The organism is Haloferax sp. ATB1 (assembly GCF_000730175.1).
This window is the reverse complement of sequence record NZ_JPES01000017.1, coordinates 1-24410: the sequence shown is the minus strand read 5'-3', so window position 1 is coordinate 24410 and position 24410 is coordinate 1. Positions and strand designations below refer to the sequence as shown.

The 24410-nt window shown below is 64.0% G+C and carries 20 protein-coding genes and 2 pseudogenes; 10 read left to right on the top strand and 12 right to left on the bottom strand.

What is annotated here, in order from left to right; all coding sequences use genetic code 11:
- Positions 1-44 precede the first annotated feature (44 nt).
- The 3 genes from ATB1_RS03105 to ATB1_RS03095 all read right to left on the bottom strand — a co-directional run bounded on the left by ATB1_RS03105 (position 45) and on the right by ATB1_RS03095 (position 4258).
- Entirely contained in the window at positions 45-1913 is a 1869-nt protein-coding gene (locus ATB1_RS03105) for an ABC transporter substrate-binding protein (RefSeq protein ID WP_082256248.1), read from the bottom strand.
- A 183-nt stretch (positions 1914-2096) separates the two neighbouring features.
- A complete protein-coding gene (locus ATB1_RS03100; protein WP_042662223.1) occupies positions 2097-2750 on the bottom strand; it encodes a helix-turn-helix domain-containing protein in 654 nt (217 codons plus the stop codon).
- Positions 2751-2911: 161 nt separating this feature from the next.
- Positions 2912-4258 (bottom strand): SLC13 family permease, encoded by a 1347-nt coding sequence (locus tag ATB1_RS03095; RefSeq protein ID WP_042662234.1) that lies wholly within the window; start codon positions 4256-4258, stop codon positions 2912-2914.
- A gap of 284 nt (positions 4259-4542) precedes the next feature.
- On the opposite strand from ATB1_RS03095, the gene ATB1_RS03090 reads away from it, so the two are divergent.
- The 4 genes from ATB1_RS03090 to ATB1_RS03075 all read left to right on the top strand — a co-directional run bounded on the left by ATB1_RS03090 (position 4543) and on the right by ATB1_RS03075 (position 6576).
- Positions 4543-5406, top strand: coding sequence for a ParA family protein (locus ATB1_RS03090; protein WP_042662222.1), 864 nt, complete (start codon positions 4543-4545; stop codon positions 5404-5406).
- Entirely contained in the window at positions 5403-5819 is a 417-nt protein-coding gene (locus tag ATB1_RS03085; RefSeq protein ID WP_042662221.1) for a hypothetical protein, read from the top strand. Before ATB1_RS03090 ends, ATB1_RS03085 begins: the two co-directional genes overlap by 4 nt.
- A gap of 151 nt (positions 5820-5970) precedes the next feature.
- On the top strand, positions 5971-6201 hold the full coding sequence (locus ATB1_RS03080) for an AbrB/MazE/SpoVT family DNA-binding domain-containing protein (protein ID WP_042662220.1): 231 nt from the start codon (positions 5971-5973) through the stop codon (positions 6199-6201).
- Positions 6202-6576: a PIN domain-containing protein gene (locus ATB1_RS03075; protein ID WP_042662219.1), complete on the top strand. Its 375-nt coding sequence runs from the start codon at positions 6202-6204 to the stop codon at positions 6574-6576. It begins immediately after the preceding gene.
- A gap of 147 nt (positions 6577-6723) precedes the next feature.
- Here ATB1_RS03075 and ATB1_RS03070 read toward each other — a convergent pair whose 3' ends face one another.
- The 4 genes and pseudogenes from ATB1_RS03070 to solA all read right to left on the bottom strand — a co-directional run bounded on the left by ATB1_RS03070 (position 6724) and on the right by solA (position 12799).
- Positions 6724-9237 carry an FAD-dependent oxidoreductase gene (locus ATB1_RS03070; protein WP_042662218.1) on the bottom strand — a complete coding sequence of 838 codons (2514 nt, stop codon included), beginning with the start codon at positions 9235-9237 and terminating at the stop codon, positions 6724-6726.
- A 178-nt stretch (positions 9238-9415) separates the two neighbouring features.
- Positions 9416-9583, bottom strand: coding sequence for a hypothetical protein (locus ATB1_RS21910; RefSeq protein WP_157837704.1), 168 nt, complete (start codon positions 9581-9583; stop codon positions 9416-9418).
- Positions 9584-9609: 26 nt separating this feature from the next.
- Positions 9610-11364 carry a BCCT family transporter gene (locus ATB1_RS03065; RefSeq protein ID WP_042662217.1) on the bottom strand — a complete coding sequence of 585 codons (1755 nt, stop codon included), beginning with the start codon at positions 11362-11364 and terminating at the stop codon, positions 9610-9612.
- Positions 11365-11655: 291 nt separating this feature from the next.
- Positions 11656-12799, bottom strand: a pseudogene (gene solA, locus ATB1_RS03060) (N-methyl-L-tryptophan oxidase).
- Between the two features lie 197 nt (positions 12800-12996).
- Here solA and ATB1_RS03055 point away from each other — a divergent pair.
- Together ATB1_RS03055 and ATB1_RS03050 are read left to right on the top strand one after the other, a co-directional pair.
- Positions 12997-14139: an aromatic ring-hydroxylating dioxygenase subunit alpha gene (locus tag ATB1_RS03055; RefSeq protein WP_042662216.1), complete on the top strand. Its 1143-nt coding sequence runs from the start codon at positions 12997-12999 to the stop codon at positions 14137-14139.
- Positions 14132-14506, top strand: a complete 375-nt coding sequence (locus tag ATB1_RS03050) for a hypothetical protein (RefSeq protein ID WP_042662215.1) — start codon at positions 14132-14134, stop codon at positions 14504-14506. Before ATB1_RS03055 ends, ATB1_RS03050 begins: the two co-directional genes overlap by 8 nt.
- A 32-nt stretch (positions 14507-14538) precedes the next feature.
- Here ATB1_RS03050 and ATB1_RS03045 read toward each other — a convergent pair whose 3' ends face one another.
- Positions 14539-15189 carry a helix-turn-helix domain-containing protein gene (locus tag ATB1_RS03045; RefSeq protein ID WP_042662214.1) on the bottom strand — a complete coding sequence of 217 codons (651 nt, stop codon included), beginning with the start codon at positions 15187-15189 and terminating at the stop codon, positions 14539-14541.
- Between the two features lie 242 nt (positions 15190-15431).
- On the opposite strand from ATB1_RS03045, the gene ATB1_RS03040 reads away from it, so the two are divergent.
- The gene (locus ATB1_RS03040; RefSeq protein WP_042662213.1) at positions 15432-16316 is read left to right on the top strand and encodes a hypothetical protein; all 885 of its coding nucleotides are present in this window, start codon (positions 15432-15434) and stop codon (positions 16314-16316) included.
- Between the two features lie 164 nt (positions 16317-16480).
- On the opposite strand, the gene ilvA is transcribed toward ATB1_RS03040, so the two are convergent.
- A complete protein-coding gene (gene ilvA / locus ATB1_RS03035) occupies positions 16481-17716 on the bottom strand; it encodes a threonine ammonia-lyase (RefSeq protein ID WP_042662212.1) in 1236 nt (411 codons plus the stop codon).
- A 372-nt stretch (positions 17717-18088) separates the two neighbouring features.
- Here ilvA and glyA point away from each other — a divergent pair, with 372 nt between their 5' ends.
- Both glyA and ATB1_RS03025 read left to right on the top strand, forming a co-directional pair.
- Positions 18089-19336 (top strand): serine hydroxymethyltransferase, encoded by a 1248-nt coding sequence (gene glyA / locus ATB1_RS03030; protein WP_042662211.1) that lies wholly within the window; start codon positions 18089-18091, stop codon positions 19334-19336.
- A 227-nt stretch (positions 19337-19563) separates the two neighbouring features.
- Positions 19564-19983, top strand: coding sequence for a heme-binding protein (locus tag ATB1_RS03025; RefSeq protein ID WP_042662210.1), 420 nt, complete (start codon positions 19564-19566; stop codon positions 19981-19983).
- 53 nt (positions 19984-20036) lie between these two features.
- Here ATB1_RS03025 and ATB1_RS03020 read toward each other — a convergent pair whose 3' ends face one another.
- The 3 genes from ATB1_RS03020 to ATB1_RS03010 form a co-directional block, all read right to left on the bottom strand.
- The gene (locus ATB1_RS03020; protein WP_042662209.1) at positions 20037-21194 is read right to left on the bottom strand and encodes a M20 family metallopeptidase; all 1158 of its coding nucleotides are present in this window, start codon (positions 21192-21194) and stop codon (positions 20037-20039) included.
- Positions 21195-21415: 221 nt separating this feature from the next.
- Positions 21416-22648, bottom strand: coding sequence for a Cdc6/Cdc18 family protein (locus ATB1_RS03015; protein WP_004041152.1), 1233 nt, complete (start codon positions 22646-22648; stop codon positions 21416-21418).
- Between the two features lie 875 nt (positions 22649-23523).
- The gene (locus ATB1_RS03010) at positions 23524-24090 is read right to left on the bottom strand and encodes a TATA-box-binding protein (RefSeq protein ID WP_042662208.1); all 567 of its coding nucleotides are present in this window, start codon (positions 24088-24090) and stop codon (positions 23524-23526) included.
- Positions 24091-24216: 126 nt separating this feature from the next.
- Between ATB1_RS03010 and ATB1_RS22795 the strand changes: the two are divergent.
- A pseudogene (locus tag ATB1_RS22795) lies at positions 24217-24410 on the top strand (hypothetical protein); the annotation flags it as partial.

Below are 24410 nucleotides of genomic sequence, written 5' to 3'. Positions count from 1 at the left end.
CCCCCCGACGCCGCGAGTGGGTAGTGTTCGACATGCTCGTCACCTCACGAGAAGTCCGCCTGTCCGAGTTCGTCGCGGCGCTTGTGCAGGTTTCCGGGCTGGATGCGCTCGACGAAGGCGGCCCACGCGTCCCCGTTGGGGAACCGGAGATTTCCGTCGTCGTCCCACGTGTAGCCGGCCCGTTCGAGGTTCGATTTCGCTCCGTCGATATCGAACTCGTAGTGGGTGGTGTCCGACGTGTGCCACGGCGTGAGGTCCGAAATCGGGTTCTCCCCGTTCGGGACGGTCGCGCGGTCCTGCAGCACGTCGGCGGCGAAGCCCTCGGTGTCTATCGACTTGACGAGGGCGACGCGGAACTCCTTGTCTCGAACGAGCGGACAGGAGAACATTAGCTTCGTGTCGAGGGGCGCGAAGTTGCCCGAGGTCATCTTCTCGACGCCGGCGGTGCTCGCGGCGCGGTCGGCCTGCGAGTTCGAGAGCGTCGTGCCGATGGCGTCGATTTCGCCGCCCTGCAGCGAGCCGATCATGGAGTCGATGTTGCCGACGTTGATCCAGATGACGCGGTCGACGCCCTCGCCGGTCGTGGCTTGGTCGCCGAGCACGTCGGCCCGCCAGCCGTCGTCGAACATCCAGTGGCCCTCGTTTTTCGACACCTCGAAGCGGGTCCCCTGCTCCCAGTTCTCGTACGTGAACGGCCCCGTGCCGACGGGCGACTCGGGGTTGTGCTGGGACGGGTTCTCCACGTCCTCCCACTTGTGCTTGGGAATGATGACGCTGCGAACGACGCGCTGGGTCATGAACGCCGCGTCGGGGCCCTTCAGATTGAACCGAACCTCGTGGTCGCCGAGCACCTCGACCGACTCGACCGGCTCGTAGAACGGCGTCTGACTGGTCGAGGAGTGTTCCTTGTACAGTTCGACGGTGAACTTCACGTCCTCCGCGGTGAACGGCTCGCCGTCGTGCCACTCGACGCCCTCGCGGAGGGTGAGTTCGACGGTGGTGTCGTCGACGAACCCGCCGCCGGTCGCCAGCGCGGGGACGACTTCGAGGTCCGGCGTGGCGTCGAAGAGGCCGTCGTAGATGAACGTCAGTCGCTTCGCCTCCGCGCCCCCGGCGGCCCACGGGAGGTTCAGCGAGTTCATCGAGGTGGTCACGCCCTTGATGTAGGTCCGGTCGTCGGTCTGGGGTTGGAGGTTCACCTCCGACCAGACGAACGAGTCCTTCGTCGGCCCGTTGCCCGGCGTCTGGACGTAACCGCTCCAGCGGTCGGTGTTGACCGCGGTGATGACGTCGGGGAACAGCGTGATGAGCGCGCCCACGTCCTCGCTGAAGATGCGCTGGGCCTCGGCGACGAGTTCCTCGCGCTCGGTGCGGTCGGTCGTCCGGCTCTGTTCCGTCAGCACCTCCTGTAGGTCGGGGTGGTAGTAGTTGTCGTAGTTCGAGAGGCTCGTCTCGCTCCGCCGCATCAAAAGCGGGTTCAGGTCCAGCCCGCGCTGTGGGTCCGGACCGTGGGTGCTCATCGAGAGGATGGCTTCGAGCCCCTTCGTGTCCCAGCTCTGTGCGTACAGCTGGTTCAGCGGTCGGTCGTTGAGCTGCGTCGGAACGCCGAGCGCGTCCAGCCCGCGTTGGACCATGAGCGCGTGCTCCCGCATCCACGGGTCGTCCTCGCTCGAAAATTCGAGCGGGACGGGATCCAACGCCGCACCGGCTGTCGCGCTGTAATCGAGCGGCGGTTCGTCGGCGTCGATGGTCTCCCACTCGCGCCAGTACTTCGTCTCGACCGTCTCCGGGGTCCCGGAGGGGACATCGGGAGTGAGACTCGACCCGCCGTCGCTCCCGCCGCTCCCGTTGCCGCCGCCACCGGTACACCCCGCGAGCCCGGTCGCGCCGAAGGCGGTCGCAGTCGCCGCCACGTAGTCGCGTCGCGTGAGGCCAGTTCCGCGTTCGACACCTGAACTATCACGATTTTTCTCCGACATTGCGACAGCCTGTTATGGAGTATCTTCCATGGTGCTGTTCCCGATACGTCCCGATATCTATCGTTCTTTATATACTCGGTCGTCGAGATGCGGCAACATTCTCCAGCGGGTGCGGCGCTACTCCTGTCGCGGACCGTAGATGAGTTCGAGCAGGTTTCGTTCCGCGGTCCGGAGTCGTTCGCTCAGCGTTGACTGAGCGATGCCCAGTTCGTCCGCGAGTTCGGTCTCCGACGTCTCCCGCGGGATGTGGAAGTAGCCGTGGTTGAATGCCGTCTCCAGAACCGCGAGTTGGTCGTCGGTCAGCTTGGAGATTAACACCTCCTTTAACCGCCCGCTGTCGAGCGGTTCACCGGGGGTCTCGTCCTGCGTCACGGAGCGGAGTTCGAACTCGCCGAGCGTCTCCTGAATCTCGTCGGCGAGTTCCCGGAAGTGGTCCCAGTCCTGCGCGGTGGCGACGACTTCGAAGACGCCGTCTTGGAGGACGATGCGGTTCGGAATCGTCTCCTGTCTGAGCACCAGTCCGAGGATGAACGGGTACGACTCGTTGGCGAGAATCGTCACTCGGCGTATCTGCACGTCGGTCGAGGCGGTCGGTATCTCCTCGTCGTAGAAGACGGTCACTCCCGAGATGTCGGCGAGGAGCGACTCCACGTCGAAGGGGCCGTTCGAGGCGACGGTGAGCGACTCGATCCACGTCCCGTCCTCGACGTAAAACGCGTTGTCCAACTCGATGCTCCGGGCGTCTCGCAGGCGACGATCTATCTTCGACATGACGCCGGTCGGAGCCGTCGTGAACTCAACGCGTAAGATGCGGACTCACCCGTACCGGCAGATACCGTTCACCTACAAATAGCCCGGTGATTGTCGCAACGGGCGGCGACGCCGAAAGCCGGTTCGCCCGGACGGGACGGGACGGGAGGTCAGTCACCGACTCAGGCGACGAGCGGCCAGTAGAAGAGCCACGAGAGAGTCACGACGACGAGCGACAGGCCCATCGTCACGAGTCCGAACAGCGTCACGTCCCGGTTGGTCAGCGGGCCGCGGTCCAGCGAGACGAGGACGGCGGTCGTGTTGAACGGGAGAATCGTGGTCGACCCCACGACGAGGAGGACCGCGAGGCCGAGGTAGAGCCGCGTCACGCCGAACGTCTCCGCGAACCGCAGTACGATTGGGAGAATCACCACGATGGCGGCCGACCCGGTCGAAAAGAGCACGCGAACGGCGACCGCGAACCCGAGGAGCAGTCCGACGAGTTGCCAGTGGCTGAACGCCTCGAACGGGACGAACCGCGCGAGGAGGTCGACGACGAGCGCGATGGTCCGCGTCGCTTCGAGTGCGTCCAGAATCGACAGCGTCGCGCCGATGAGAAAGAGGACGCCCCAACTGAGTCGCTTGACGTCGGCGGCGTCGATGACGTCGACCCCCGGAAGCGCGAGGACGGTGACCGCGACGACCGCCGGGAGAATCTCGGGGAGGCCGACGAACGACCCGACGACCCACGCGAGGACCGTGCCGGTCATCACCGCCGCGACGAGTCCCTGCTCGCGAGTCAGCTCGCCGTCGGCGGACGGGTCCGCAATCCCCGCCGGACCGGGGTCGACGGTCGCGTCGGCATCGACGTCGTTGAGGAGGCCGGCGGCCGCGGCGGCGAGCGCGTAGAGCACTACCGTCGGCGGAATCATCAAGACCGCCCACTCGACCCACGAGAGCGGTCGGACGCTCGTCGCGAGGATGCCCGAGGTGACGAGCGCCATCCCGCCGCCGGTCATGAGCGCCATCGACGCGATGGGGTTGATGTGGCCCAAAAGGAGGTACGCCGCCCGTTCGAACCCGCTTCCCTCCGGGAGGTCGAACTCCCCTGTCACCTCCTCGACGATGGGGATGAACGCGACCGCGCGGGCCATCGCCGACGGCATGAAAAGCGCCAGCACGAGGACGTTCCGCGCGATGGAGCGGAACGTCCCGCGAGGCGTGCTGTCCGGGGACAGCAGTCGGTTCGCTAACCGGGTGTCCAGACCCACGGACCGGACCGCGTTGCCGAGGAGTAACAACACGAGGAGGAAGTACACGAGCGAGGAGGTGAAACCGCTCACCGCGGCCTCGAAGGAGTCCACGACGCCGAGGGCGTACAGCAGCGAGACGCAGGCCAGACTCGAAATCGCATAGGGGACCGGCTTCGTCAACCAGAGCAGGAGCGCGACGACGAAAACCGAAAGCGCGTACTGCGACCGGACCGGAAGGGCGGAGACGGGACGGAGGCCGACGACCGCGAGGAGCAGGGCGGCGCGACCGCGAGCGTCACCGTCTGCGACGAGAGTTCGGGGGTGCGCAGACCTCGGTCGGGCAACCAATCTGTCACGAATTTACCTGCACACAACGGGTCCAAATAGCTACTGCCGGTGACAATTCGGGCCGCCAGTCGGAGGTGAGAGCGCGAATCGAGTCGATAAAATATAGTTTAAATAATTTGGAATATTTGGATAATTTGGATTGCCCAAAGAGCGGGAGTAACCATAATTATTTCAACTGTGCCGAGAATCTCGCTATCACGGATATCCCCATCATGTCACGTGCAGTCAGCGTCTGTCTCCTCAAAGGCGGTATCGGCAAGTCGACGACCTCCATCAACCTCGCCCGCGAGCTCGCACACCGGGGAAGCGACGTACTGCTCGTGGACCTCGACCCGAACGGACACACCACGACGGGTCTCGGGTTCGGCGAGGAGTTCTACTCGGAAGCGCATCTCGGCGACGTGCTCCTCGACGACGCCGAGTTGGAGCCGCGAGAGCTCATCTTGGAGACCGGCTTCGAAATCGACCTCCTCCCCTCGAACGACCGCATCGAGCAGGTCGAGTCCGACCTCGGCGGCGTGATGATGGGGTCGGCGCGGCTCAAACAGCGCGTCATCGACCCGCTTCTCGGCGACGACTACGACTACGTCGTCGTGGACTGCCCCGCGGCGCGCGGGAAGCTCAACGACAACGCGCTGTACGCCACGCAGAACCTCGTCTTGCCGATGCGACCCGAGTCAGGGGCACTCTCGGGACTCGAAAAGACCGTCAAGCGACTCATCACGCCCGCGCGCGAACACTTCGACCTCGAAATCCTCGCCGTCGTGCCGACCGACCTGCGGGACCGAATCGACCACGACCGCCCGACCAGACGGCTCGTGGAGGCGCTCGTCTCGAAGCCGAACATCGCGTCGAAGCTCCCGAACTTCGCGTACACCGACCCGGAAGTGTTCGAGGCCATCGACAACGGCGAGTGGGACGACGACCTGCCGAAGCCGGGAATTCGACACCGCTCGGCCATCGACGCGTCGATTCGCGAGCACATGCCGCTTCGGGACTACGACAGCACCTGCGACCAGTTGGCGTGCTACGATGAACTCGCGCAAATCGTCGAAGAGGGCGAGGTGGCCCGATGAGCGAAGACCCCTTCGGCGACCTCGACGCCGCGATGGGGAGTGGGGAGTCCGCGGCGGACCCCGAACCGGAACCCGAACCAGCGTCCGAAGACGCCGGCACCGACGACGCGGTCGAATCGGAAGGAGGGACAGAACCGGAGCCTGTCGAGGAGGTCGACCCCCGAGAGCGCCCCGCGTTCGAGTTCGATGAGACCGTCCACAAGGCGCTCTACGTGCTCGAAGCGGTCGCCGACGAGTTCGACGACATCATCACCTACGACGTGGAGCGGGACCTGACCCGCGACCACGGGCTCAAGGGCGTCACGAAGAGCGAACTCCACAACGCCGCGCTCGACGTGGCCACCGAACACCCCGAAGAAATCGTCGAACGCGTCCTCGAACAGCGCGGCGTCGACGAGGAACGCTCCGAATAATTCGAATAATCCGTCTCCGTCAAACCTCTTAGCACCGGACAGAACACGAGCGACACGACAGCGGGAGCGCACCGACCGAGACGGTCCGCTCCGCGTGGGTAGTGGTCGATATGTGGGGAAATTACTTCAGTATACCCACCGTAGTGAGCGTATGTCCGAAGCGACGCTGGACGGTCGCGGACGCCTCACGCTCCCCAAAGAGATCAGAGAGCGGTACGGTGAACACTACCACATCGTCCAACTGCACGACGGTATCAAGCTGATTCCAATCGAGGATGACCCGCTCGATGCGCTCCGCACCGAGTTCGCGGACGTCGAGAAGACGGCCGAAGAACTCCGCCACGGAGCGAGGAACGCGGCGATAGACGAGGCCGGCCGCTGAATGTACGCGGAGACGGATTTCCTGCTGGCACTCATCAAGGACGAAGACTGGCTCGGCGATGCCGCAGAGACGGTCTACCGAGACCATCGGGACGAACTGTGGACGTCGCAGTTCACGCTCATCGAACTCCTCATGGTCGCGTACCGAGAAGAGCGGGACACGGAACGGGTCATCACGAACGTGGCCGCGCTGTTAGAAGTTCGGGGCGACGTTGATACGGTCCTCACGGCCGCAACCTACGTCGAAGACCACGGGTTCACGCCCTTCGACGCGCTCCATCTCGTCGAATCAGATGGCGACACGATCGTTTCGAGCGACGAGACGTACGAGTCGTTTGCTCCGCGGCTCGACCTGAAGGCCGTCGAAGACGAGTGACAGCGGTAGGGTAGTTATTCATCAGACAGTCCTGACTCCCAATACGTTCGTCCAGAGTTCAGCACGGCCTCGTCAGACTATCAGCGACTGCGGTTCGACACCGCCGATAAACTGAGGCAGAGGCGGTGACGCGCCGCGAATCGGCGCTCACCGAATCATCTTGTCGCGGTCAGGGTCGAAAAGCGGCCCCGACCGGACCGTCGCGGGGTAGGCGTCGCCCTCGTACCGGATTTCGACGTCCTGCCCTGAACTGGCGTACTGCTCGGGGAGGTACGCGTACGCGATGCCGGCGTCGATAGTGTAGCCGTAGTCCGCCCGACAGCAGTAGCCGACGACCTCGCCGTCGGCGAACACCGGGTGGCCCGCGTCGACGACGGCTTCCTCCTCGTCGAGCGTTATCGGGACGATTCGGTCGCTCGGGCTGTCGTCGTTTTTGTCCTCCACGAGCGCCGCCTTCCCGACGAAGTCGGTGTCGAGGTCGACCGCGAAGCCGATTCCGGCCTCGTACGGGTTGTGTTCGGGCGTGAGGTCCGTTCCCCAGAGACGGAATCCCTTCTCCATGCTCGTCGAGTCGAGCGCGGCCCAACCGACGGGCGCGATGTCGTACTCCTCGCCGGCCTCCCGGATGGCGTCCCAGAGCTGGCTCCCGTACTCGGTCGGGGCGTAGATTTCCCAGCCGAGTTCGCCGGCGTACGAGAGTCGGAGCATGGTCACGGGGATGCTGCCGAGGTAGGTCTCCTGTGCGGAGTAGAACGGGAACTCGTCGTTCGAGAGGTCGGCCTCGACGAGGTTCTCAAGCACCTTCCGGGAGTCGGGTCCGAAGACGCCGATGCCGGTCCGACTGGAGACGTGTGCGGTCACGTCGACGGAGCCGTCGTCGGGCGCGTGCTCCTCAACCCAGCGCGAGTGGAGCGTCGCCGAGCTTCCGCCCCCGGTGAACAGCACGAACCGGTCGTCGCCGAGGCGGGCGACCGTCAGGTCGGCGAGCACGCCGCCGTCTTCGTTGAGCATCGCCGAGTAGCGCATCCGACCCGGCGTGACGTCCATATCGTTCGTCAGGAGCCCCTGCAGGAACTCCAGCGCGCCCGGCCCCGTCACTTCGATGGGCGTGAAGGTCGTCATATCGACCATGCCGACCTTCTCGCGGAGGTGCTGGTGTTCCGCGCCCTGGACCTTCGACCAGTTCTGCGAGAGCCAGTCGGGGCGGTCCGGAACGTCGTACGTTTCGAGGAGCGTCTCGTTGGACTCGTACCACTGCGGGACCTCCCAGCCGTCGCTGTCGTAGAACTCCGCGCCGAGTTCGGCCTGCCGGTCGTAAAACGGACTCCGGCGGAGGGCGCGCTGTCCGTCCGGCTGTTCGCGCGGGTGGATGAGTTGGTACACCTCGCGGTACTGCTGTGCGCCGCGCCCGTAGGTGTACTCGCGGCTCCCCGTGTGCGATTGGAACCGGGAGACGTGCGCGCCGGAAGCGTTGACTCGGGATCCGTCGAGCCGCGGCGTTCCGTCTTCCATCCAGCTGGCAACGATGTCGCCCGCGCCGCCGGACTGCGTGACCCAGACGGCGAGCGCCCACCAGAGACCGTCCGTGTCCTCGTCCGGTCCGAGGATGGGCATGCCGTCGGGCGTGAACGAGAACATGCCGTTGATGGCGGAAGTCCACTCGCAGTCCTCGAAGCCGGGGACGAGTTCGCTTGCGGCGTCGAACGCCGACCGGTCGTGGTCCGGGTGGGTGTTCTCGTAGAAGTGCTCCTCGGTGAACTCCCGAAGCGACGGGTATTCGAGTCCGAGGTCGTCGAGCTTGTCGGGACCGTAGATATCAGCCGGGTTGACGAGGAGCGACTCGTGGTTGTACGAGCCGATACCGTAGCGCTCGCCGTGCTGGCGGTAGTACAGCGAGTGGTCCTGATGCCGGAGGAGCGGCTGTTCGATTTCGCGCTCTGCGCCCGCGAGTTCGTCCAGTTCGTCGGAGACGAGATACTGGTGCGCGCAGGGCACAAGCGGGATGTCCGTGCCGACCATCTCGCCGAACAGCGGCCCCCAGATGTTCGTGGCGACGAGCACCTCGTCGGCCTCGATTCGACCGTGTTCGGTGTCGACCGCGTCGATACTGCCGTCGGAGACGTCGATATCCGTGACCTCGGTGTGGCCGTAGAACTCGACGCCTGCCTCGCGGGCTTGCTCCGCCATCGATTCGGCGGCGCTGACGGCGTCAGCCTTCCCGTCCGACGGGACGTAGTACCCGCCGTAGATGACGTCGGCGTTTATCTGCGGGACGCGCGCTTCGACCTCTTCGGGCGTGAGAAGTTCGCCCTCGTCGATACCGTACGACTGTCCCCACTCGCGCTTGCGTTTGAGGAAGTCCCAGCGCGCTTCGGAGTAGGCGACCTCGATGCCACCGCACGTCCGGAAGTCGCCGAACCCGTCGTAGAGGTCGCGCGTGTACGACGCCATCTCCGTCATCAGCTTGTTCCCGGCCGTCTGGAACACGAGTCCGGGGGCGTGAGAGGTCGAACCTCCCGTCTCGAACAGCGGCCCCCGGTCGAGGACGACGACGTCTTCGCGACCCGACTCGGCGAGGTGATACGCCGCGCTACAACCGACACAGCCGGCCCCGACAACGACCGTTCCGGCGCGTTCGGGAAACGTAGACCATGTGTTCATATACCAAACAGTAGTGACCGCGGCCCCCGGATATCTCTCCGGGTCCACTATCTGAGGTGTATACGTACCGGGGGTGGTGAGAGCCGGGTCTCACCACGGGACGAGCGTCGTTTGCACGAGGAGAGAGCGCCGACGAGCGGCGTTTGCCAACGGGACGGGGAGCGTTCGCCGACGAACGTCACTCGCCGGCGAGGTACTTCTCTCTGAGGTAGATGACGAGGCTGGCGCTCAGGAACGCGAGACCCGCGCCCCGTAGCTCACCGACCGTCATCGCGAACAGCGCAACGAGGAAAAGGAAAACCGCGAACGCCGCCGAAACGACAGCGAGCGCGTTCATCGATAGCATCGAGTCATCGTTCGGTGACCCCGTCGTTAGTCGTCCGTCGTGCTGGGGTTCTCTTGGACGTTGGTCACGACCGACGTCCGAGAGCGACCGACGTCGATGTCGATGTCCTCGTCCGCCAAGTTCTCGATTCGCTCGGCGAACTCCTCGGACTGCAGGAGTTCGTACTCCTTGTCGAGACCGAGATAGACCGTGTAGCACATGACGACGAGGACGACGGCGAACGGGAATCCCGTCGCGATGGCCGCGGTCTGGAGCGCGCCGAGGCCGCCGCCGTAGAGGAGAAGTGCCGCGACGAGACCCTCGACGACCGCCCAGAAGATGCGTTGGGTCCGCGGTACGTTGTGCTTGCCACCCGACGTGAGGTGGTCGACGACGAGCGACCCCGAGTCGGAGGAGGTCACGAAGAACGTCACCACGAGCGTCACGGCGAGCAGTCCCGTGATAGCGCTGAACGGGAACTGTTCGAGGAGCGCGAACATCGCGACCGTCTGTCCGGCCTCGCCGTAGGTCGCGAGAACCGCGCCGTTACCCTGAAGCGAGTTGAACAGCGCGCTCCCGCCGAACGCCGAGAGCCAGACCGTCGAGAACAGCGACGGCAGGACGAACACGCCGAAGACGAACTCGCGGACCGTCCGCCCCTTCGAGATGCGCGCGACGAACATGCCGACGAACGGTGACCAAGCAATCCACCACGCCCAGTAGAACACCGTCCAGCCGTTGACGGTTGACGCGCCGTCGCCAAGCGTCCCGGTGAAGAACGCCAGCGAGAGGAAGTCGCTGAAGTAGTTCCCGAGACCCTGCACCCACGCGCCGAAGATGCTCATCGTCGCGCCGGCGACGAGCACGAACGCCAACAGGACGAACATCAAAAAGACGTTCAGCGTGCTCAGACGCCGGATGCCGTCTTCGAGGCCGGCCGCGACGGAGGCGGTGGCGATGAGAGTAATCACGGCGATAAGCCCAATCTGCATCCCCGTGTTGTTCGGAACGCTCAGGACGCCGAGCATGCTCTCGCCGAGGATATACGACAGGCCCGTGTTTATCTGCGCGACCCCGAGGCCGAGCGACGTGGCGAGGCCGAACAGCGTCGCGAACACCGACACGAGGTCGATGAGATGGCCCGGCCAGCCGTAGATTCGCTCGCCGAGGAGCGGCCAGAAAATCGACCGGAAGGTGAGCGGGAGCCCCCTGTTGAACGAGAAGAACGCGAGCCCCAGTCCCACGAGACCGTAGATGGCCCACGGGTGGAATCCCCAATGGAAGAACGTCTGCGTCATCGCGGCGATGCCCGCAGCGCCGGACCCGGCCTCGGCGTCGAAGAAGCCGGGAACGTTGGTGAAGTAGTACAGCGGCTCCGAGACGCTGTAGAACATGAGCCCGATACCCATGCCCGCGCTGAACAGCATCGCCATCCAGGAGAAGTCGCTGAACTCCTTTTCGGCCTCGACGCCGCCGAGGGTTATCTCGCCGTACTTACTCAGCGCGAAGTACGCCAAGACGACGATAAAGAGGTTCACCGACAGGAGGTAGAACCAACCGAAGTTGCCCTCAAAGAAGCCCCTGACGTCCGAGTAGATAGTCGCCGCCTGTTCACCGAGAACGAGCGTCACCGCGACGAAGACGCCGATGATCAAGAGCGCGACCGGAAAGACGACGGGGTGGATGTCGAACCCCCACCGCTGGATGTTCCCGTCGCCGGGTTCGCGCTCCGTCTCGGGATAGAACAGGTCCGCCTGTAGTCCGCTCGTCGACCGACCGGCCGAGTCGCTGTTATCTGTCATCCGTCACACCCTCCGTGGACGACCGCCACTTGAGTTCGTGTTCGATCATGTCGTTTTCCCCGCTTTGGGGCACCCGCCGCGACCGCCGAGAGACGGTCGATGGTCAGGTTCGGCACGTCAGTTTGACCCATGTTGCGAGTCCACACCCCTCACGATTCAACCAACCCATCGGTATTACACATCATAACGAGTGGTCTTCGATAATAGTGGTATTTATACGCAAATGGATAGATAGTGCAAAGATAATATCGCATGAACAGTTTACGGATGACAATCGAAACGCGTCCGTCGTCACTCGAACCGGTCGAGCGAGAACATGCCGAGCGGCAGGTCGCTCTCGCCGTCGACGGCGAGGTCGGCGAGGATTTCGCCGATGACGCTGGCGAACTTGAAGCCGTGTCCCGAGAAGCCGGCTCCCACCGCGACCTGCGGGTGGTCGGGCAGCGTGCTGGAGGGTGAAGTGTCCGTCCGGCGAGTTCGTGAACATGCACGTCGCGAGCGACATCGTCGGCCCCGCGGCCTCCGGGAAGTACTTCTCCGTGACGTCCCGGAGTATCGCCTCGTCAGCGCGGTTCGGCTCGCGGTCGAAGTCGTCGGGGTCGACCTCCTCGTCGCGGTGATGGTATTTGCCGAGTTTGAATCCCGGCACGTCGTGGACCGGGAACCCGTAGAACCGACCCTCGGGGACGCTGAGGTTCCAGACGGGGAATTCCTCGGGCGCGAACGTCGCCGGTGACTCCGGTTGGAACCACGCGAGCGCCTGTCGCTCGGGGACTGCGAGGCCGTCGAGCGCCGAGGCAAGCTTGTAGTTCCACGCGCCCGCGGCGAGCACGAGCGCGTCCGCGACGTACACACCTCGGTCGGTGCGGACGCGCACGCCGCCGTCGTTCGTCTCCGCCCAGTCTTCGACCCGTTCGCGGGCGCGAATCTCGGCACCCCGGGCCTGCGCCGCTTCGGTGTGCGCGATAATCGCCTGCTCGGGGACGATGAACCCGCCGTCTTCCTGATAGACCGCGCGGTACTCTTCGGGGAGTTCGTAGCCGGGGAACCGCTCGTTGACCTCCGCGCCGGTCAACACCTCGTGCGGGATGTCGTGTTCCTCACAGGAGCGTTTCGAACCCGCGAACACGTCGTTGTCCTCTGGTCCGGCGTCGATGGAGCCGGTTCGATGGATGACCTCGCGGCCGGTCTCCTCGGCGAGGTCGTCCCAGAGGTCGTACGCGCGTTCGATGAGCGGAACGTACGAGGGGTGTTCGTAGTACGCGCGGCGGATGATGCGGGTGATACCGTGAGACGACCCCTGCGAGTGAGGGATGTCGTAGCGTTCGAGACCGACGACGTCGAGGCCGCGGTCGGCGAGGTGGTACGCGGTCGCGCTTCCCATCCCGCCGACCCCGATGACGGCGACGTCGTATCGGTCGTCGCGGACACTCATTGTGACCGGCGGTTCGGAACGTCCCCCCTTCACTCTTGACCTGTATCACGGAGCCCCTTTTTCCGAGGAACGACGCTCGGCCCGCCGAGAGCGGCGCTGGCGGCCGAACGCCGAGCGCTCGCGGATATCCACCGCCACTTATACGGGTCCACTATTCCCGACGAATCCTTTTCCACAAATGTGTGTTTCTTCTTCCCATGACACGGTGGAACAACAATCGTGACGAAATCGGTGCAGTAAGTGCTGACATCACCGCGGAAACGAACGCGCTGCCGGCGAGGTACTTCACCGACCCGGAGGTCCACGAGATGGAAAAGGAGAAAGTGTTCGGTCAGTACTGGGTCTACGCGGGCCACGAGACCCACATCCCGGACGCGGGCGACTACTTCACGCGAACCATCGGTGACAAGCAGATAATCGTCACCCGCGACGGCGAGGGCGACGTGCGGGCGTTCTACAACGTCTGTGCCCACCGCGGGTCGAAGATGCTCGACGACACGCCGATGACCGACACCGGAACTCTCAATCGAATCACCTGCCCGTACCACCTCTGGGCGTACGAACTCGACGGGTCGCTCCAGAGCACCCCCAAGAGCTTCGAGGAGGCGAGCCTGAACCCGGACCTCGACGACGACGCCGTCAGCGAACTCGACCCCGAAGAGAACGGACTGATGGAGGTCAACACGGACGCCATCGGGCCGCTCGTGTTCGTCAACTTCGAGGACGAACCGAGCCTCTCGCTGACCGAACAGGCCGGTTCGATGAAGACGGAACTCGAGGACCTGCCGCTCGGCGAGTACGAACACGCCCGGCGCTACGTCTCCGAAGTCGAGTGCAACTGGAAGACGTTCAGCGGGAACTACTCCGAGTGCGACCACTGTCAGGCGAACCACCAAGACTGGGTGCAGGGGCTCGAACTCATGGAGTCCGAACTCGAAGTCAACGACTACCACTGGGTGCTTCACTACAAGCACAAAGAGGACGTCGACGACGAGATGCGCATCCACCCCGAACACGAGGCCAAGTTCTACTACTTCTGGCCGAACTTCACGGTCAACATGTACGGCACCGCCGACGGCTACGGCACGTACATCATCGACCCCATCGACGAGGGGCGCTTCCAGCTCATCGCGGACTACTACTTCCGCGACTCCGACCTGTCGGAAGAAGAAGAGAAGTTCGTCCAGACGAGCCGACAGCTCCAGGAAGAGGACTTCGAACTCGTCGAACGGCAGTACGAGGGACTCACGTCCGGCGCGCTCGGGCAGGCACAGCTCGGTCCGAACGAACACACCGTCCACAAACTGCACCGCCTCGCACAGGACGCTTACAATGCCTGAAAACGAGGATGCCAAACTAGCCGAAAAACCACGCGCCGGCGTCGTCACCTGCCCGGCGTGCGACCTCCACGTCTCCGTCACGGAGCCGAACGACGCCGTCGACCTGTACCGACGACACGCGAACGTCACCGGCCACGACGTCGAGTGGGAGCGCGTCGCGTTCGACGCCGACGTCGGAAGCGACGACGTGAAAACGGCGCTCACCGAACTCGGCGAAAACCACCCGGATGGCGTCGAACTCGGACGACTCGCCGCGGCGCTCGCAGACAACGGTGTCGCCATCGGGGAAACCCTCGATGCCGTCCGCGACCTGCGGATGAGCGGCGAGATCTACGAACCGCGGGACGACTACGTCCTCGTGGTCTGACGACCACACCTTTTCTGCGGGGTGTCACCCGGTCACTCGTCGAGGAGAATCGACTCGACCAGCTCCGCGGTCCCCCGCCTGATGCGTCCGCTGACGGCCGTCGGCGAGATGTCGAGAACTTCCGAGAGGTCGTCTAGCGCCGCCTCTCGGGGCTCCTCGAAGTAGCCGTGTTCGTAGGCGGCGACGAGCGCGTCCCGCTGGGGGTCGGTCAGCTTGCTCGGCTCGCCGTTCATCCAGCCGTCCTGTCGGAACATTCGGTTCAGCTCGAAGGAGATGTCGTTCGACTCGCAGTACTCCCACAGCTCCGAAAGCGCCTCGCGGTCCGAGAGCTGGATCCGGACCCGCCAGCCCGCCGTGTCGTTGCTACACGCGTCAAGCATGAGCCCGCCGAGTTCCGTGATGATAGGCGAGAGGAGGATCGTGTCCGGCGTGTGTCCGATGCGATACACCGCGGACTCCTCCCGCTCGGAGACGAGCTGCCAGTCGCTGACGGTGTGGTCGACCTCCAGCGCCGCTTCGAACGCCGAAACATCTGCGCACTCCACGACGAAGAAGAACAGGCCGGTCTCGGGGTCGGTCGCGGATTGAGAGATAACGTCTATCTCGCTCGCGGCGTCCGACTGAATCGTCGGCGTCAGCGCGAGGTCGTCGTGCGCAATGTCGGCAACGGTTATCAGACTCATCGTGTCTTCACCTGGTGAATAAAGAGATTCGACACCGGGGAAGCCAGGCTGCCGGTTCGGTTGAAGGTCGCGAAGTCGTTTCGACGCTCGCGACAGAAGCGTTTCTCATGGGCACAATATAGTCGTTTGAACATCAGATTCTTGTTTATAGTTTTCGCCGCATATTCTGAGGGACTATATAAACTGACTCAGTATTCCACACCGCTTTTCAGGGAGTCCCGGCCCGTCCGTCGGAACGGACAATGAGCGTGGGCACATCACTTCGGCGACTAGGCGAATTCCTCGAAGAGTGCGAGCGGATGGACGCCGCGAGCGTCCGCGAGTCGTCCGTGGCGGTCACGGCGTCGGGCGCGTCCGCGGACGTCAAGTTCACGCTCTCGTCGGACGCGGACGGCGACGCACCCGTTCGAATCCAAGGGGCTTCGTTCGAATCCAACGGGTCGATTGGGCTCACGCTCGGTGTCGACGACGTCTTGCCGAGCGACCGCGAGCACGTCGCCGTCGACGCCGCGGACATCACGCTCGACGGCGACCCGGCGGTCGTCGTCACGGTCGTGACCGAGGCGCCAACGACGAGTTCAACCGAGACAGCCGACGACGATGCCGATGCTGATACCGAACTACCAGAAGCCGTTCGGAATCCGAACGTGCCGGCGTTCGAAGACACGACGTACCTCGAAGCCGTGTACGCGCGGTACGAGACGTTCGAGCAGATGGCCGACGCCTTCGAGATGGACGTGACCGACGAGACGGTCCGCAGGTACATGATCGACCAAGGCGTCCACGAGCCGTCGTCGTACGAAACGTCGCTCGCCGGCGAACCGGCGGGCGTCGAGCGACCACCGACGCCCGCGACGGACGGCGACGGGTCGCCCGAGGCGCTCGCCGACGGCATCGGCCTCCCCGAGTCCGTCACAATCGGCCAACTCGCCGATGCCGCCAACGACGCCAAGACCGTCTACGAGTTCGGCAAGGCGCTCGACCTCGAACGCATGGACGCGCTCGACCTGCTCCAAGACCTCGACCTGCTCGAATTCGTGATGGGCCGACTCACGACCGACGACGACCCGGACGTGAGTCGGGAGGACGTCGTGGCGCGCATCAGGCAGTCGGCCGGAGAGATGTAGCGGACGCTTCGTCCGTGTGGATGATTCGGTTCGCTGGGAGCGCGTCGGTACGCCCGTCGTTCAAGCTGTGTTCCGTCTGGACTCGCACAACGTGTCAAAAAGTATTATTTTTGTAGGCAAGCGGCGGGAAGAGACCGAGTGCGACTGACGACGCGGGGCTATCGTCAGGCCGAAACGTCGTCAACCGCATAGCCCGCGTCCTCTATCGTGTCCACGACGGCCGCCGCGTGTTCGGCCCCTTTCGTCTCGATTCGGAACAGGAGATGGGCCTCGCCGACATCGAGGGCGTCGACGGCGCGGACGTGGCGAACGTCGTGAATGTTCGCGTCGCGGTCGGCGATGAGTTGCGAAAGTCGCGCCATCTCGCCGGGTTCGTCCCGGATTCGAACCCGGAGACGGAGCGTCTGGCGACGGCTGGTCAGCGCGTGAACGAGCACCGTCTGGAGCATCGTCATGTCCAGATTTCCCCCGCAGAGAAGCGGCATGACGGTCTCGCCCTCGACATCGAGGTCGTCGCTCAGCACGGCGGCGACGGAGGCGGCACCGGCCCCCTCCACGACCTGCTTGGCGCGTTCGAGCAAGAGGAGGATGGCCTCCGCGATTTCCCCGTCGGAGACCGTGACGACCTCGTCGACGTGTTCCTCGATGGTTCGGAGCGTCAACTCGGAGATGCCGCCGGTGGCGATGCCGTCGGCGATGGTGTTCGTGTCGTCGAGCGTCACGGGAACGCCCTTGTCGAGGCTCTCGTGGACCGTCTCCGCGCCCTCGGCCTGTACGCCGACGACGCGAATGTCGGGGTCGTGGTGCTTGATGGCGGTGGCGATACCCGAGATGAGGCCGCCACCACCGATGGGGACGACCACGGTGTCCATCTCGGGGAGGTCGCGGTACATCTCGACGCCGAGCGTTCCCTGCCCGGCGACGATGTCGCAGTCGTCGTACGCGTGGACGAACTCGGCGTCCGACCCTTCGGCGAGCGATTGGGCGTACGCCATCGTCTCCTGGAAGTCCTCGCCGACGAGTTCGACCGACGCGCCGTAGTCGCGCGTCGCGTCGATTTTCGTCTGCGGAGCGTTCTCCGGCATCACGACCGTGGAGTCGGCCCCGCACTCGGTCGCAGCGAGTGCGACGCCCTGCGCGTGGTTGCCGGCGCTCGCGGCCACGAACTCGTCGATTCCGCGGTCGGTATCCTGTCGAATCTTGTTGTACGCACCCCGCGTCTTGAACGATCCCGTCCACTGGAGGTGTTCCATCTTCAGGTACACGTCCGCGCCGACGAGGTCGCCGAGCGAGGTGCTCCGCTCTATCGGCGTCTGCTTGACGACGCGCTCGTTTTCGAGTCGCTCGCGCGCGCGCTCGATGTCACTGTACTGTACCGGGAGGGACTCGGCCTCACTCATCGGCGAGACACCTCGTCGGTCGGCCCCACGGTGCGCAGTGACGGCACGCTCGTGTCCCCTCGGTTCCGGGACTTTCCGTAGTCTGTGATAGTTCTTAGCACGGTATGTGAGAAACGTGACGAAGTTCGAATATAGAGCTATCGCCGGTCGGCGCTCGTCTTGGCGGAAGCTGAACAGATAATATGCCGATTTTGGCCGTTAGCGAACCCAGTTCGGATTATCTTTCGGGGATATCCAAGAGACACTCACCACGCATATCGACCCGAACACAGAACATACGTGTCCTGTCACGTTGTGGTTCTGGTGCGTCGTTCCGCCCTCGTCTCGGGGGGTCGGCGAAGCGTTATACCGCAGAGTCGAGATGCACTCACGATGCCTTACGACACCGTTCGAGAGACCGACCCGGCCGTCGCCGACGCGTTGACGGGCGAACGCCAGCGGCAGAACGACACGCTCGCCATGATAGCGAGCGAGAACCACGTCAGCGAGGCGGTTATGGAGGCCCAAAGCTCGGAGTTGACGAACAACTACGCCGAGGGCTACCCGGGAAGCCGGTACTACGGCGGCTGTGAGCACGCCGACGAGGTCGAACAACTCGCCATCGACCGCGCCAAGGAACTCTGGGGCGCCGACCACGTCAACGTCCAACCGCACTCGGGGTCGCAGGCGAACATGGGTGTGTTCCTCACCGTGCTCGAACCCGGCGACAAGATTCTCTCGCTCGATTTGACCCACGGCGGCCACCTGAGCCACGGACATCCGGTGAACGTCGCGGGGAAGACGTACGAGGTCGAACAGTACGAGGTCGACGCCGAGACCGGCTACGTCGACTACGAGCAACTCGCCGAGAAGGCCGAGGAGTTCGACCCGGACATCGTCATCTCGGGCTACTCCGCGTACCCCCGGGAGGTCGAGTGGGAGCGCGTGCAGGCCGCGGCCGAAGCGGTCGATGCGTACCACCTCGCCGACATCGCCCACATCACGGGCCTCGTCGCCGCGGGCGAACACTCCTCGCCCGTCGGCATCGCGGACTTCGTCACCGGCTCGACCCACAAGACGATTCGGTCGGGTCGCGGCGGCATCATCATGTGCGACGAAGAACACGCCGACGACGTCGATTCCGCGGTCTTCCCCGGCCTCCAAGGCGGACCGATACTGCACAACGTCGCCGGCAAGGCCGTCGGCTTCGGCGAGGCGCTGACTCCCGAGTTCGAGGAGTACGCGTCGCAGGTCGTCGATAACGCCGCCGCCCTCGGCGAGCGGCTACAGGAGCGCGGCCTCGAACTCGTCTCCGGAGGCACGGACACCCACTTGGTGCTCGTGGACCTCCGGCCGTCGCACCCGGACACGACCGGCAAGGACGTGGAAGCGGCCCTCGAAGAGGTCGGTATCGTCCTCAACGCCAACACGGTCCCCGGCGAGAGTCGCTCGGCGTTCAACCCGAGCGGGATTCGCGCCGGCACGCCCGCGTTGACAACCCGCGGTTTCGACGAGGAGGCCTGCCGGACCGTCGCCGACCTCATCTATGAAGTCGTCGACGCGCCGCACGACGAGTCGGTCAAGGGGTTCGTCGACCAGAAGGTCGACGAACTGACCGACGAGTACCCGCTGTACGACTGACTGCGTCAGGGCGACTGTTCGCCCCGAGCCGAACGCCCTCCCGATACGGCCCCGCCGAAGGCCGACACAATTTGTAAATATTCATACGTTTGTTGTTCTCTCGACTGAGCCGTTCGAGGGTCATTCAGACGCCCGAAATCGAGGGAAAGAAGCGAAATCGTCCGGTCGGTCGGGGCCCGCGGCGCACGTATAAGTAGGGTCGTCGATACCGGTTGCGACGAAGCGATATGTCCGATGCAATCAATCTCGAGACGGCAAAGGTACTCATCGACGCGGCGGAAGCAGAGGCCGAATCGATGGGACTGCGAATGGTGATTACGGTCGCGAACCCGGAGGGTAACCTCATCGCACAGCACCGAATGGACGACGCGTGGCTCGCGAGCGTCGACATCTCCCGGAACAAGGCGTACACGGCGGCCGCACTCCAGACGCCCACGCACGAACTCGCCGAACCGACCACCCCCGGCGAATCGCTCTGGGGTCTCCAGACGACCGACGAGAACCGACTCGTCGTCTTCGGCGGCGGCTATCCGCTCGAAGTCGACGGCGAAATCGTCGGAACTGTCGGCGTCAGCGGCGGCGAGGTGTCCGAAGACATGGCGGTCGCGAGCGCCGCGGTCGAACGGTTCGAAGAACTCGTCGAATAACCGGAGTCACTGTCTGCCGCTTTTTTCGGGCCGTTCGCCCGACGGCCGAGTGCTCAGTTCCCGCCGGCTTCGAACAGCCCGCGGAGCGCCGTACGGAGGATGTCGTACCCCGCTTCGACCTCCGATAGTTCGATGTACTCGTCGTAGGCGTGGGCCTGCGCCATCGACCCCGGACCCCACGTGATTGCGTCCATCCCGGCGTCGTTGACGAGGTTCCGAACGTCGGTCGCCGCCCGGATTCCCCACGGCTCGGGGTCGATATCCGCGTGCTCGGCGGCCGCGTCCCGAAAGCGCGTCGCGATGTCGCTGTCGGTCGGAACCGCCGCGGACTCGTAGACCCGCGTTCGCGTCCACTCGACGCGCAGGTCGTGTTCGGCCGCGACGTCGGAGAGTAGCGCGTCGATTTCGGCGTCGACCTCCTCGACGGACTCCGCGGGAACGAACCGCCGGTCGACCGTTATCGTCGCGCTCTCCGGGACGACGTTCTCCTTCGTCCCCGCCTCGAACCGCGTGACCGTCGCGGTCGGGTGACCGACGAGCGAGTCGGAGCGCGCTCGAATCTCCTCGTCGTACGCTTCGAGCGCGTCGAGAACCGGCCGGGCGTTCTGTATCGCGTTGTCTCCCTCGTCGGGCCGGCTCGCGTGCGACGGGTCGCCGCCGACGGAAATCTCGTACCATCCGAGCCCCTTCGCGCTCGTCGCGGTCCGCAGCGCCGTCGGTTCGAGCACGACGCCGTACTCACCGCCGTAACCGCGTTCGAGGAGCGTCTTCGTTCCCGGTTCGGCCGTCTCTTCGCCGACCGCGGCGTGGAACACGAGCGAGCCGTCGAGGGCCCCAGCATCGAGCGCGTCGGCGAACTCGACCGTCGCGAGCATCGCGAGGGCGACGCCGCACTTCATGTCCGCACTCCCGCGGCCGTACAGTCTGCCGTCTCTGACGGTCGGTTCGTACGGCGGGTGCGTCCACTTGTCACGGTCGCCCGCCGGGACCACGTCGAGATGGCCGTTGAGGACGACCGAGGGCTCGCCGTCGCCGACGCGCGCCGCGACCTGCGGTCGGTCGGGATACGGTTCCTCGACGAGCGTCGCTGAGACGCCTCGGGATTCGAGCCAGTCGTACACGAACTTCGCCGCCGCCGCCTCGTCTCCCGGCGGGTTCTCAGTCTCGATTTCGACGAGACCCGTGAGCAACGAGCGTAACTCCTCGTCCATGGTTTCGGTCGTCTATCGACAGAGACGGACGCGGGATAATGGTTCGTGCGGTAGCTTTTTTCCGACGCGGGCGCAGGCGTCGAAGGATTCGTGCGAACGTCGTGTGTCGTGTGTTACGTGTCGCGCGTCGTGTGTCGTGTGTTACGTGTCGCGCGTCGCGTGTCGTGTGTTACGTGTCGCGCGTCGCGTGTCGTGTGTTACGTGTCGCGCGTCGCGTGTCGCTATTCGAGCGTGGAGATACGGCTGTCCCGGAGAAGCACCCGCTTGACGATGTCCGGGTCTTCGAGCAGGCGGTGGGTCCCGTGGACGCCCTGTCCGCGGCCGCGCCCGCGGACCTCCGACTGAATGACGTTGAGGAAATCGAGTTCCTGCAGGAGTTCCTGCACGCGGCGCTCGGAGAGTTGGTCCATGTCGAGGTCGTCGGCGACCGTGAGATACTGTCGGTAAATCTTGTTCGTCGTAATCTCGGCGGTCTTTCGGCCGCCGGTCTGGAGGACGAGCGAGTAGAGGACGGCCTTCGACTGCGTGGCGGTCCCTTCGAGGAGTTCGCTGAAGCGGTCGGCCTCGCTCTTTTCTTTCGCCGCCCGCACGTGGTCGTCGGTGACGGTCTCGGCGCTCTCGTTGCGCGCGATGCGACCGGCGTTCCGAAGGATGTCGATGGCCTTCCGGGCGTCGCCGTGTTCCTGGGCGGCGAGCGCGCTGGCGAGGGGAATCACGTCGTCGGTGAGGACGCCGGGTTTGAACGCGTCCTTCCGGTTTTCGAGGATTTCGCGGAGCTGATTCGCGTCGTACGACGGGAAGACGAGTTCGTCGTGGGCGAAGCTCGATTTGACGCGCTCCGTGAGTTCCTCGGGGTAGTCGATTTTGTTCGAGATGCCAATGATGCCGATACGCGAGTCCACGATCTTTTGATTCTCGCCCGCGCGCGAGAGCTTTCGAAGCACCTCGTCGTCGCGGAGCATGTCTATCTCGTCGAGGATGACGATGGTCACGTCGGAACAGGTGTCGAGCACCTGCCACAGGCGGTTGTAGTAGTCGCCGGTCGACAGGCCGCGCTCGGGAATCGTCATTCCGCTTTTCGACGGGTCGTTGACCTGCGAGGCGAGCGTTTTGATGACCGACGCCTCGGTGTGCTGTTCGCCGCAGTCAATGACGGCGATTCGAACGTCGACGTCTTCGCGGACCGCCTCGTGCTGGAGTCGTTCGCTCACGAGTCGGGCGGTGAGCGTCTTACCCGACCCCGTCTTACCGAAGATGAACAGGTGGGTCGGTTCGCGTCCGAAGATGGCGGGGTTGAGCGCCTGTGCGACTTTCGACATGTGCTCGTCGCGACCGACGATCTTGTCGGGACCCGGGAGGTGAGAGATTTTGAGGATATCCTCGTTCGCGAAGATAGGCTGGTCGTAGCGAAACAGCGGGTCGCGAGTCCCACCCTCGCTCTCGTCCGATGTCATGTGAGTTCGCTATTCATACTCACCCGTAATAAAGGTGAAGGGGTGGACTCGCGTTTGTAACAGCGACAAATACGGCCGTTTGAGCGGGATTTCAGTCCCGGTTTTGGATTCGACGATCAACGAGTAGTATCGCGCAAGTAAGGCTGTCAGACACCACCCTCGCGTTTGTAACGTGCGAGACGGCCACGAGGAAGACGTGGCCGGTGGGGGTACACTCGCGTTTGTAACTCGACCTCCGAGAGACCACCCTCGCGTTTGTAATCGAGCGGGGGAGTACCGTCGCGTTTGTAACGTCGAGTGACGCGAGCGGCGGTGCAGACACACCACCCTCGCGAATGTAACGCGAATCGGTGTGGGGGTGGGTCGGCGAGCGGGGTGTTGCCGGTTGATTTTGCCCCTAGATTTACAAACGCGAGGGGGGTGTGTCGAATCGGCCTAGGGTCTGGCGTAGCCGTTACAAACGCGAGGGGGGTGTGTGTGTGCTCCCGAACGCAGACGGGCGAATCATGAACAACACCTATTTCGAAGAACAGCCACGACACCCCGACACGCATCCAACGACGCGATGGCGTTTTCTTCACTGACGTATCGAACTGACACTAGTAGCTAGACTACTAGTTCTACTACTCAACTAGTTCAACAACACAACAACACAACAACACAACAACACAACAACAAGCAACGAATCAGACACTAAAGGAGACGGGACAGACGAGAAGCGGGAGCCGACAGACAACAACCCGAAAACAATCACTGTCAGCACCGGTACCGTCGACCGACCTCCAGTTCACCGCCTTCCCAGCTTTGCCAACACGTCAGTACGCCACCCGGTGTCTCAACGGCCACCGAGTACCCGTCGAATACCCACCGAGTGCTCACCCGAGCAGTCCGAGCTCGCGAACGTCCTCGTCGACCGTCTCGAGCGCCGCTTCGGCGTCGGCAGTCCGCTTCGCCCCCGTAATCACGATTTTCCCGCTTCCGAACATGAGGACGACGACGCTCGGTTCGTCGAGACGGTAGACGAGTCCGGGGAACTGCTCGGGTTCGTACTCGACGGCTTCGAGACCGAGCCCGATGGCCAGCGCGTTCAGGTTGAGCGCCCCGCCGAGGTCGGCGCTCGAAACGATGTTCTGCACGGTGATATCCGCGTCCTCGGGAACGGGCACGCCGAGGTCGGTGAACTCGTCGAACAGCGTTTTGATGGCCGTGCTCACGTCGTCGACGCTGTCCGCGCCGGTACAGACGATTTTTCCGGATCGAAAGACGAGACACGCCGACTTCGGGTCTCGGGTTCGATAGACGAGTCCGGGGAAGTTCTCGGGGTCGTAGTCCGTCCCGTCCATATCGAGCGAGAGTCGTTCGAGGTCGAGTTCGACCGGAACCTCCGTCGAAGCGACGACGTTCTGAATCTCGATGGACCCGATGGCGTTCACGTGCGACATCTTGTGGATTCGTTGACACTCGCTCGACTTAAACTACCGGGGTCGTTCACACGCGTTAATCACCGGACAACTGGACAACTGGACGGCTAACCCACCACTGATCGGGCGGCCGGCTTACTGGACAACTTGAGACCGGCGGTCGGACAACAGTCGGGACGTGCTCCACATGAGATAACCAATGAATATTACCTCATCATAATTCTTTTCAGCGTCTTCTTCAATTATCTCTCCATGGCGTTCACAGACACGATTCACGACGAGGCCGACGAGTTCTGGTCGGCCATCCTCGACCATCCGATGGTCGTCCGACTCGGGGAGGG

What these genes read in the sequence shown, in the direction of transcription:
- ATB1_RS03050 (WP_042662215.1), top strand. Translation starts at nt 14,132, where the DNA reads ATGCCTGAAAACGAGGATGCCAAACTAGCCGAAAAACCACGCGCCGGC.
- ilvA (WP_042662212.1), bottom strand. Translation starts at nt 17,716, where the DNA reads ATGAGTGAGGCCGAGTCCCTCCCGGTACAGTACAGTGACATCGAGCGC.
- ATB1_RS03085 (WP_042662221.1), top strand. Translation starts at nt 5,403, where the DNA reads ATGAGCGAAGACCCCTTCGGCGACCTCGACGCCGCGATGGGGAGTGGG.
- ATB1_RS03015 (WP_004041152.1), bottom strand. Translation starts at nt 22,648, where the DNA reads ATGACATCGGACGAGAGCGAGGGTGGGACTCGCGACCCGCTGTTTCGC.
- ATB1_RS03070 (WP_042662218.1), bottom strand. Translation starts at nt 9,237, where the DNA reads ATGAACACATGGTCTACGTTTCCCGAACGCGCCGGAACGGTCGTTGTC.
- ATB1_RS21910 (WP_157837704.1), bottom strand. Translation starts at nt 9,583, where the DNA reads ATGCTATCGATGAACGCGCTCGCTGTCGTTTCGGCGGCGTTCGCGGTT.
- ATB1_RS03010 (WP_042662208.1), bottom strand. Translation starts at nt 24,090, where the DNA reads ATGTCGCACGTGAACGCCATCGGGTCCATCGAGATTCAGAACGTCGTC.
- ATB1_RS03020 (WP_042662209.1), bottom strand. Translation starts at nt 21,194, where the DNA reads ATGGACGAGGAGTTACGCTCGTTGCTCACGGGTCTCGTCGAAATCGAG.
- ATB1_RS03080 (WP_042662220.1), top strand. Translation starts at nt 5,971, where the DNA reads ATGTCCGAAGCGACGCTGGACGGTCGCGGACGCCTCACGCTCCCCAAA.
- ATB1_RS03090 (WP_042662222.1), top strand. Translation starts at nt 4,543, where the DNA reads ATGTCACGTGCAGTCAGCGTCTGTCTCCTCAAAGGCGGTATCGGCAAG.
- ATB1_RS03055 (WP_042662216.1), top strand. Translation starts at nt 12,997, where the DNA reads ATGACACGGTGGAACAACAATCGTGACGAAATCGGTGCAGTAAGTGCT.
- ATB1_RS03075 (WP_042662219.1), top strand. Translation starts at nt 6,202, where the DNA reads ATGTACGCGGAGACGGATTTCCTGCTGGCACTCATCAAGGACGAAGAC.
- ATB1_RS03065 (WP_042662217.1), bottom strand. Translation starts at nt 11,364, where the DNA reads ATGACAGATAACAGCGACTCGGCCGGTCGGTCGACGAGCGGACTACAG.
- ATB1_RS03045 (WP_042662214.1), bottom strand. Translation starts at nt 15,189, where the DNA reads ATGAGTCTGATAACCGTTGCCGACATTGCGCACGACGACCTCGCGCTG.
- glyA (WP_042662211.1), top strand. Translation starts at nt 18,089, where the DNA reads ATGCCTTACGACACCGTTCGAGAGACCGACCCGGCCGTCGCCGACGCG.
- ATB1_RS03025 (WP_042662210.1), top strand. Translation starts at nt 19,564, where the DNA reads ATGTCCGATGCAATCAATCTCGAGACGGCAAAGGTACTCATCGACGCG.
- ATB1_RS03100 (WP_042662223.1), bottom strand. Translation starts at nt 2,750, where the DNA reads ATGTCGAAGATAGATCGTCGCCTGCGAGACGCCCGGAGCATCGAGTTG.
- ATB1_RS03040 (WP_042662213.1), top strand. Translation starts at nt 15,432, where the DNA reads ATGAGCGTGGGCACATCACTTCGGCGACTAGGCGAATTCCTCGAAGAG.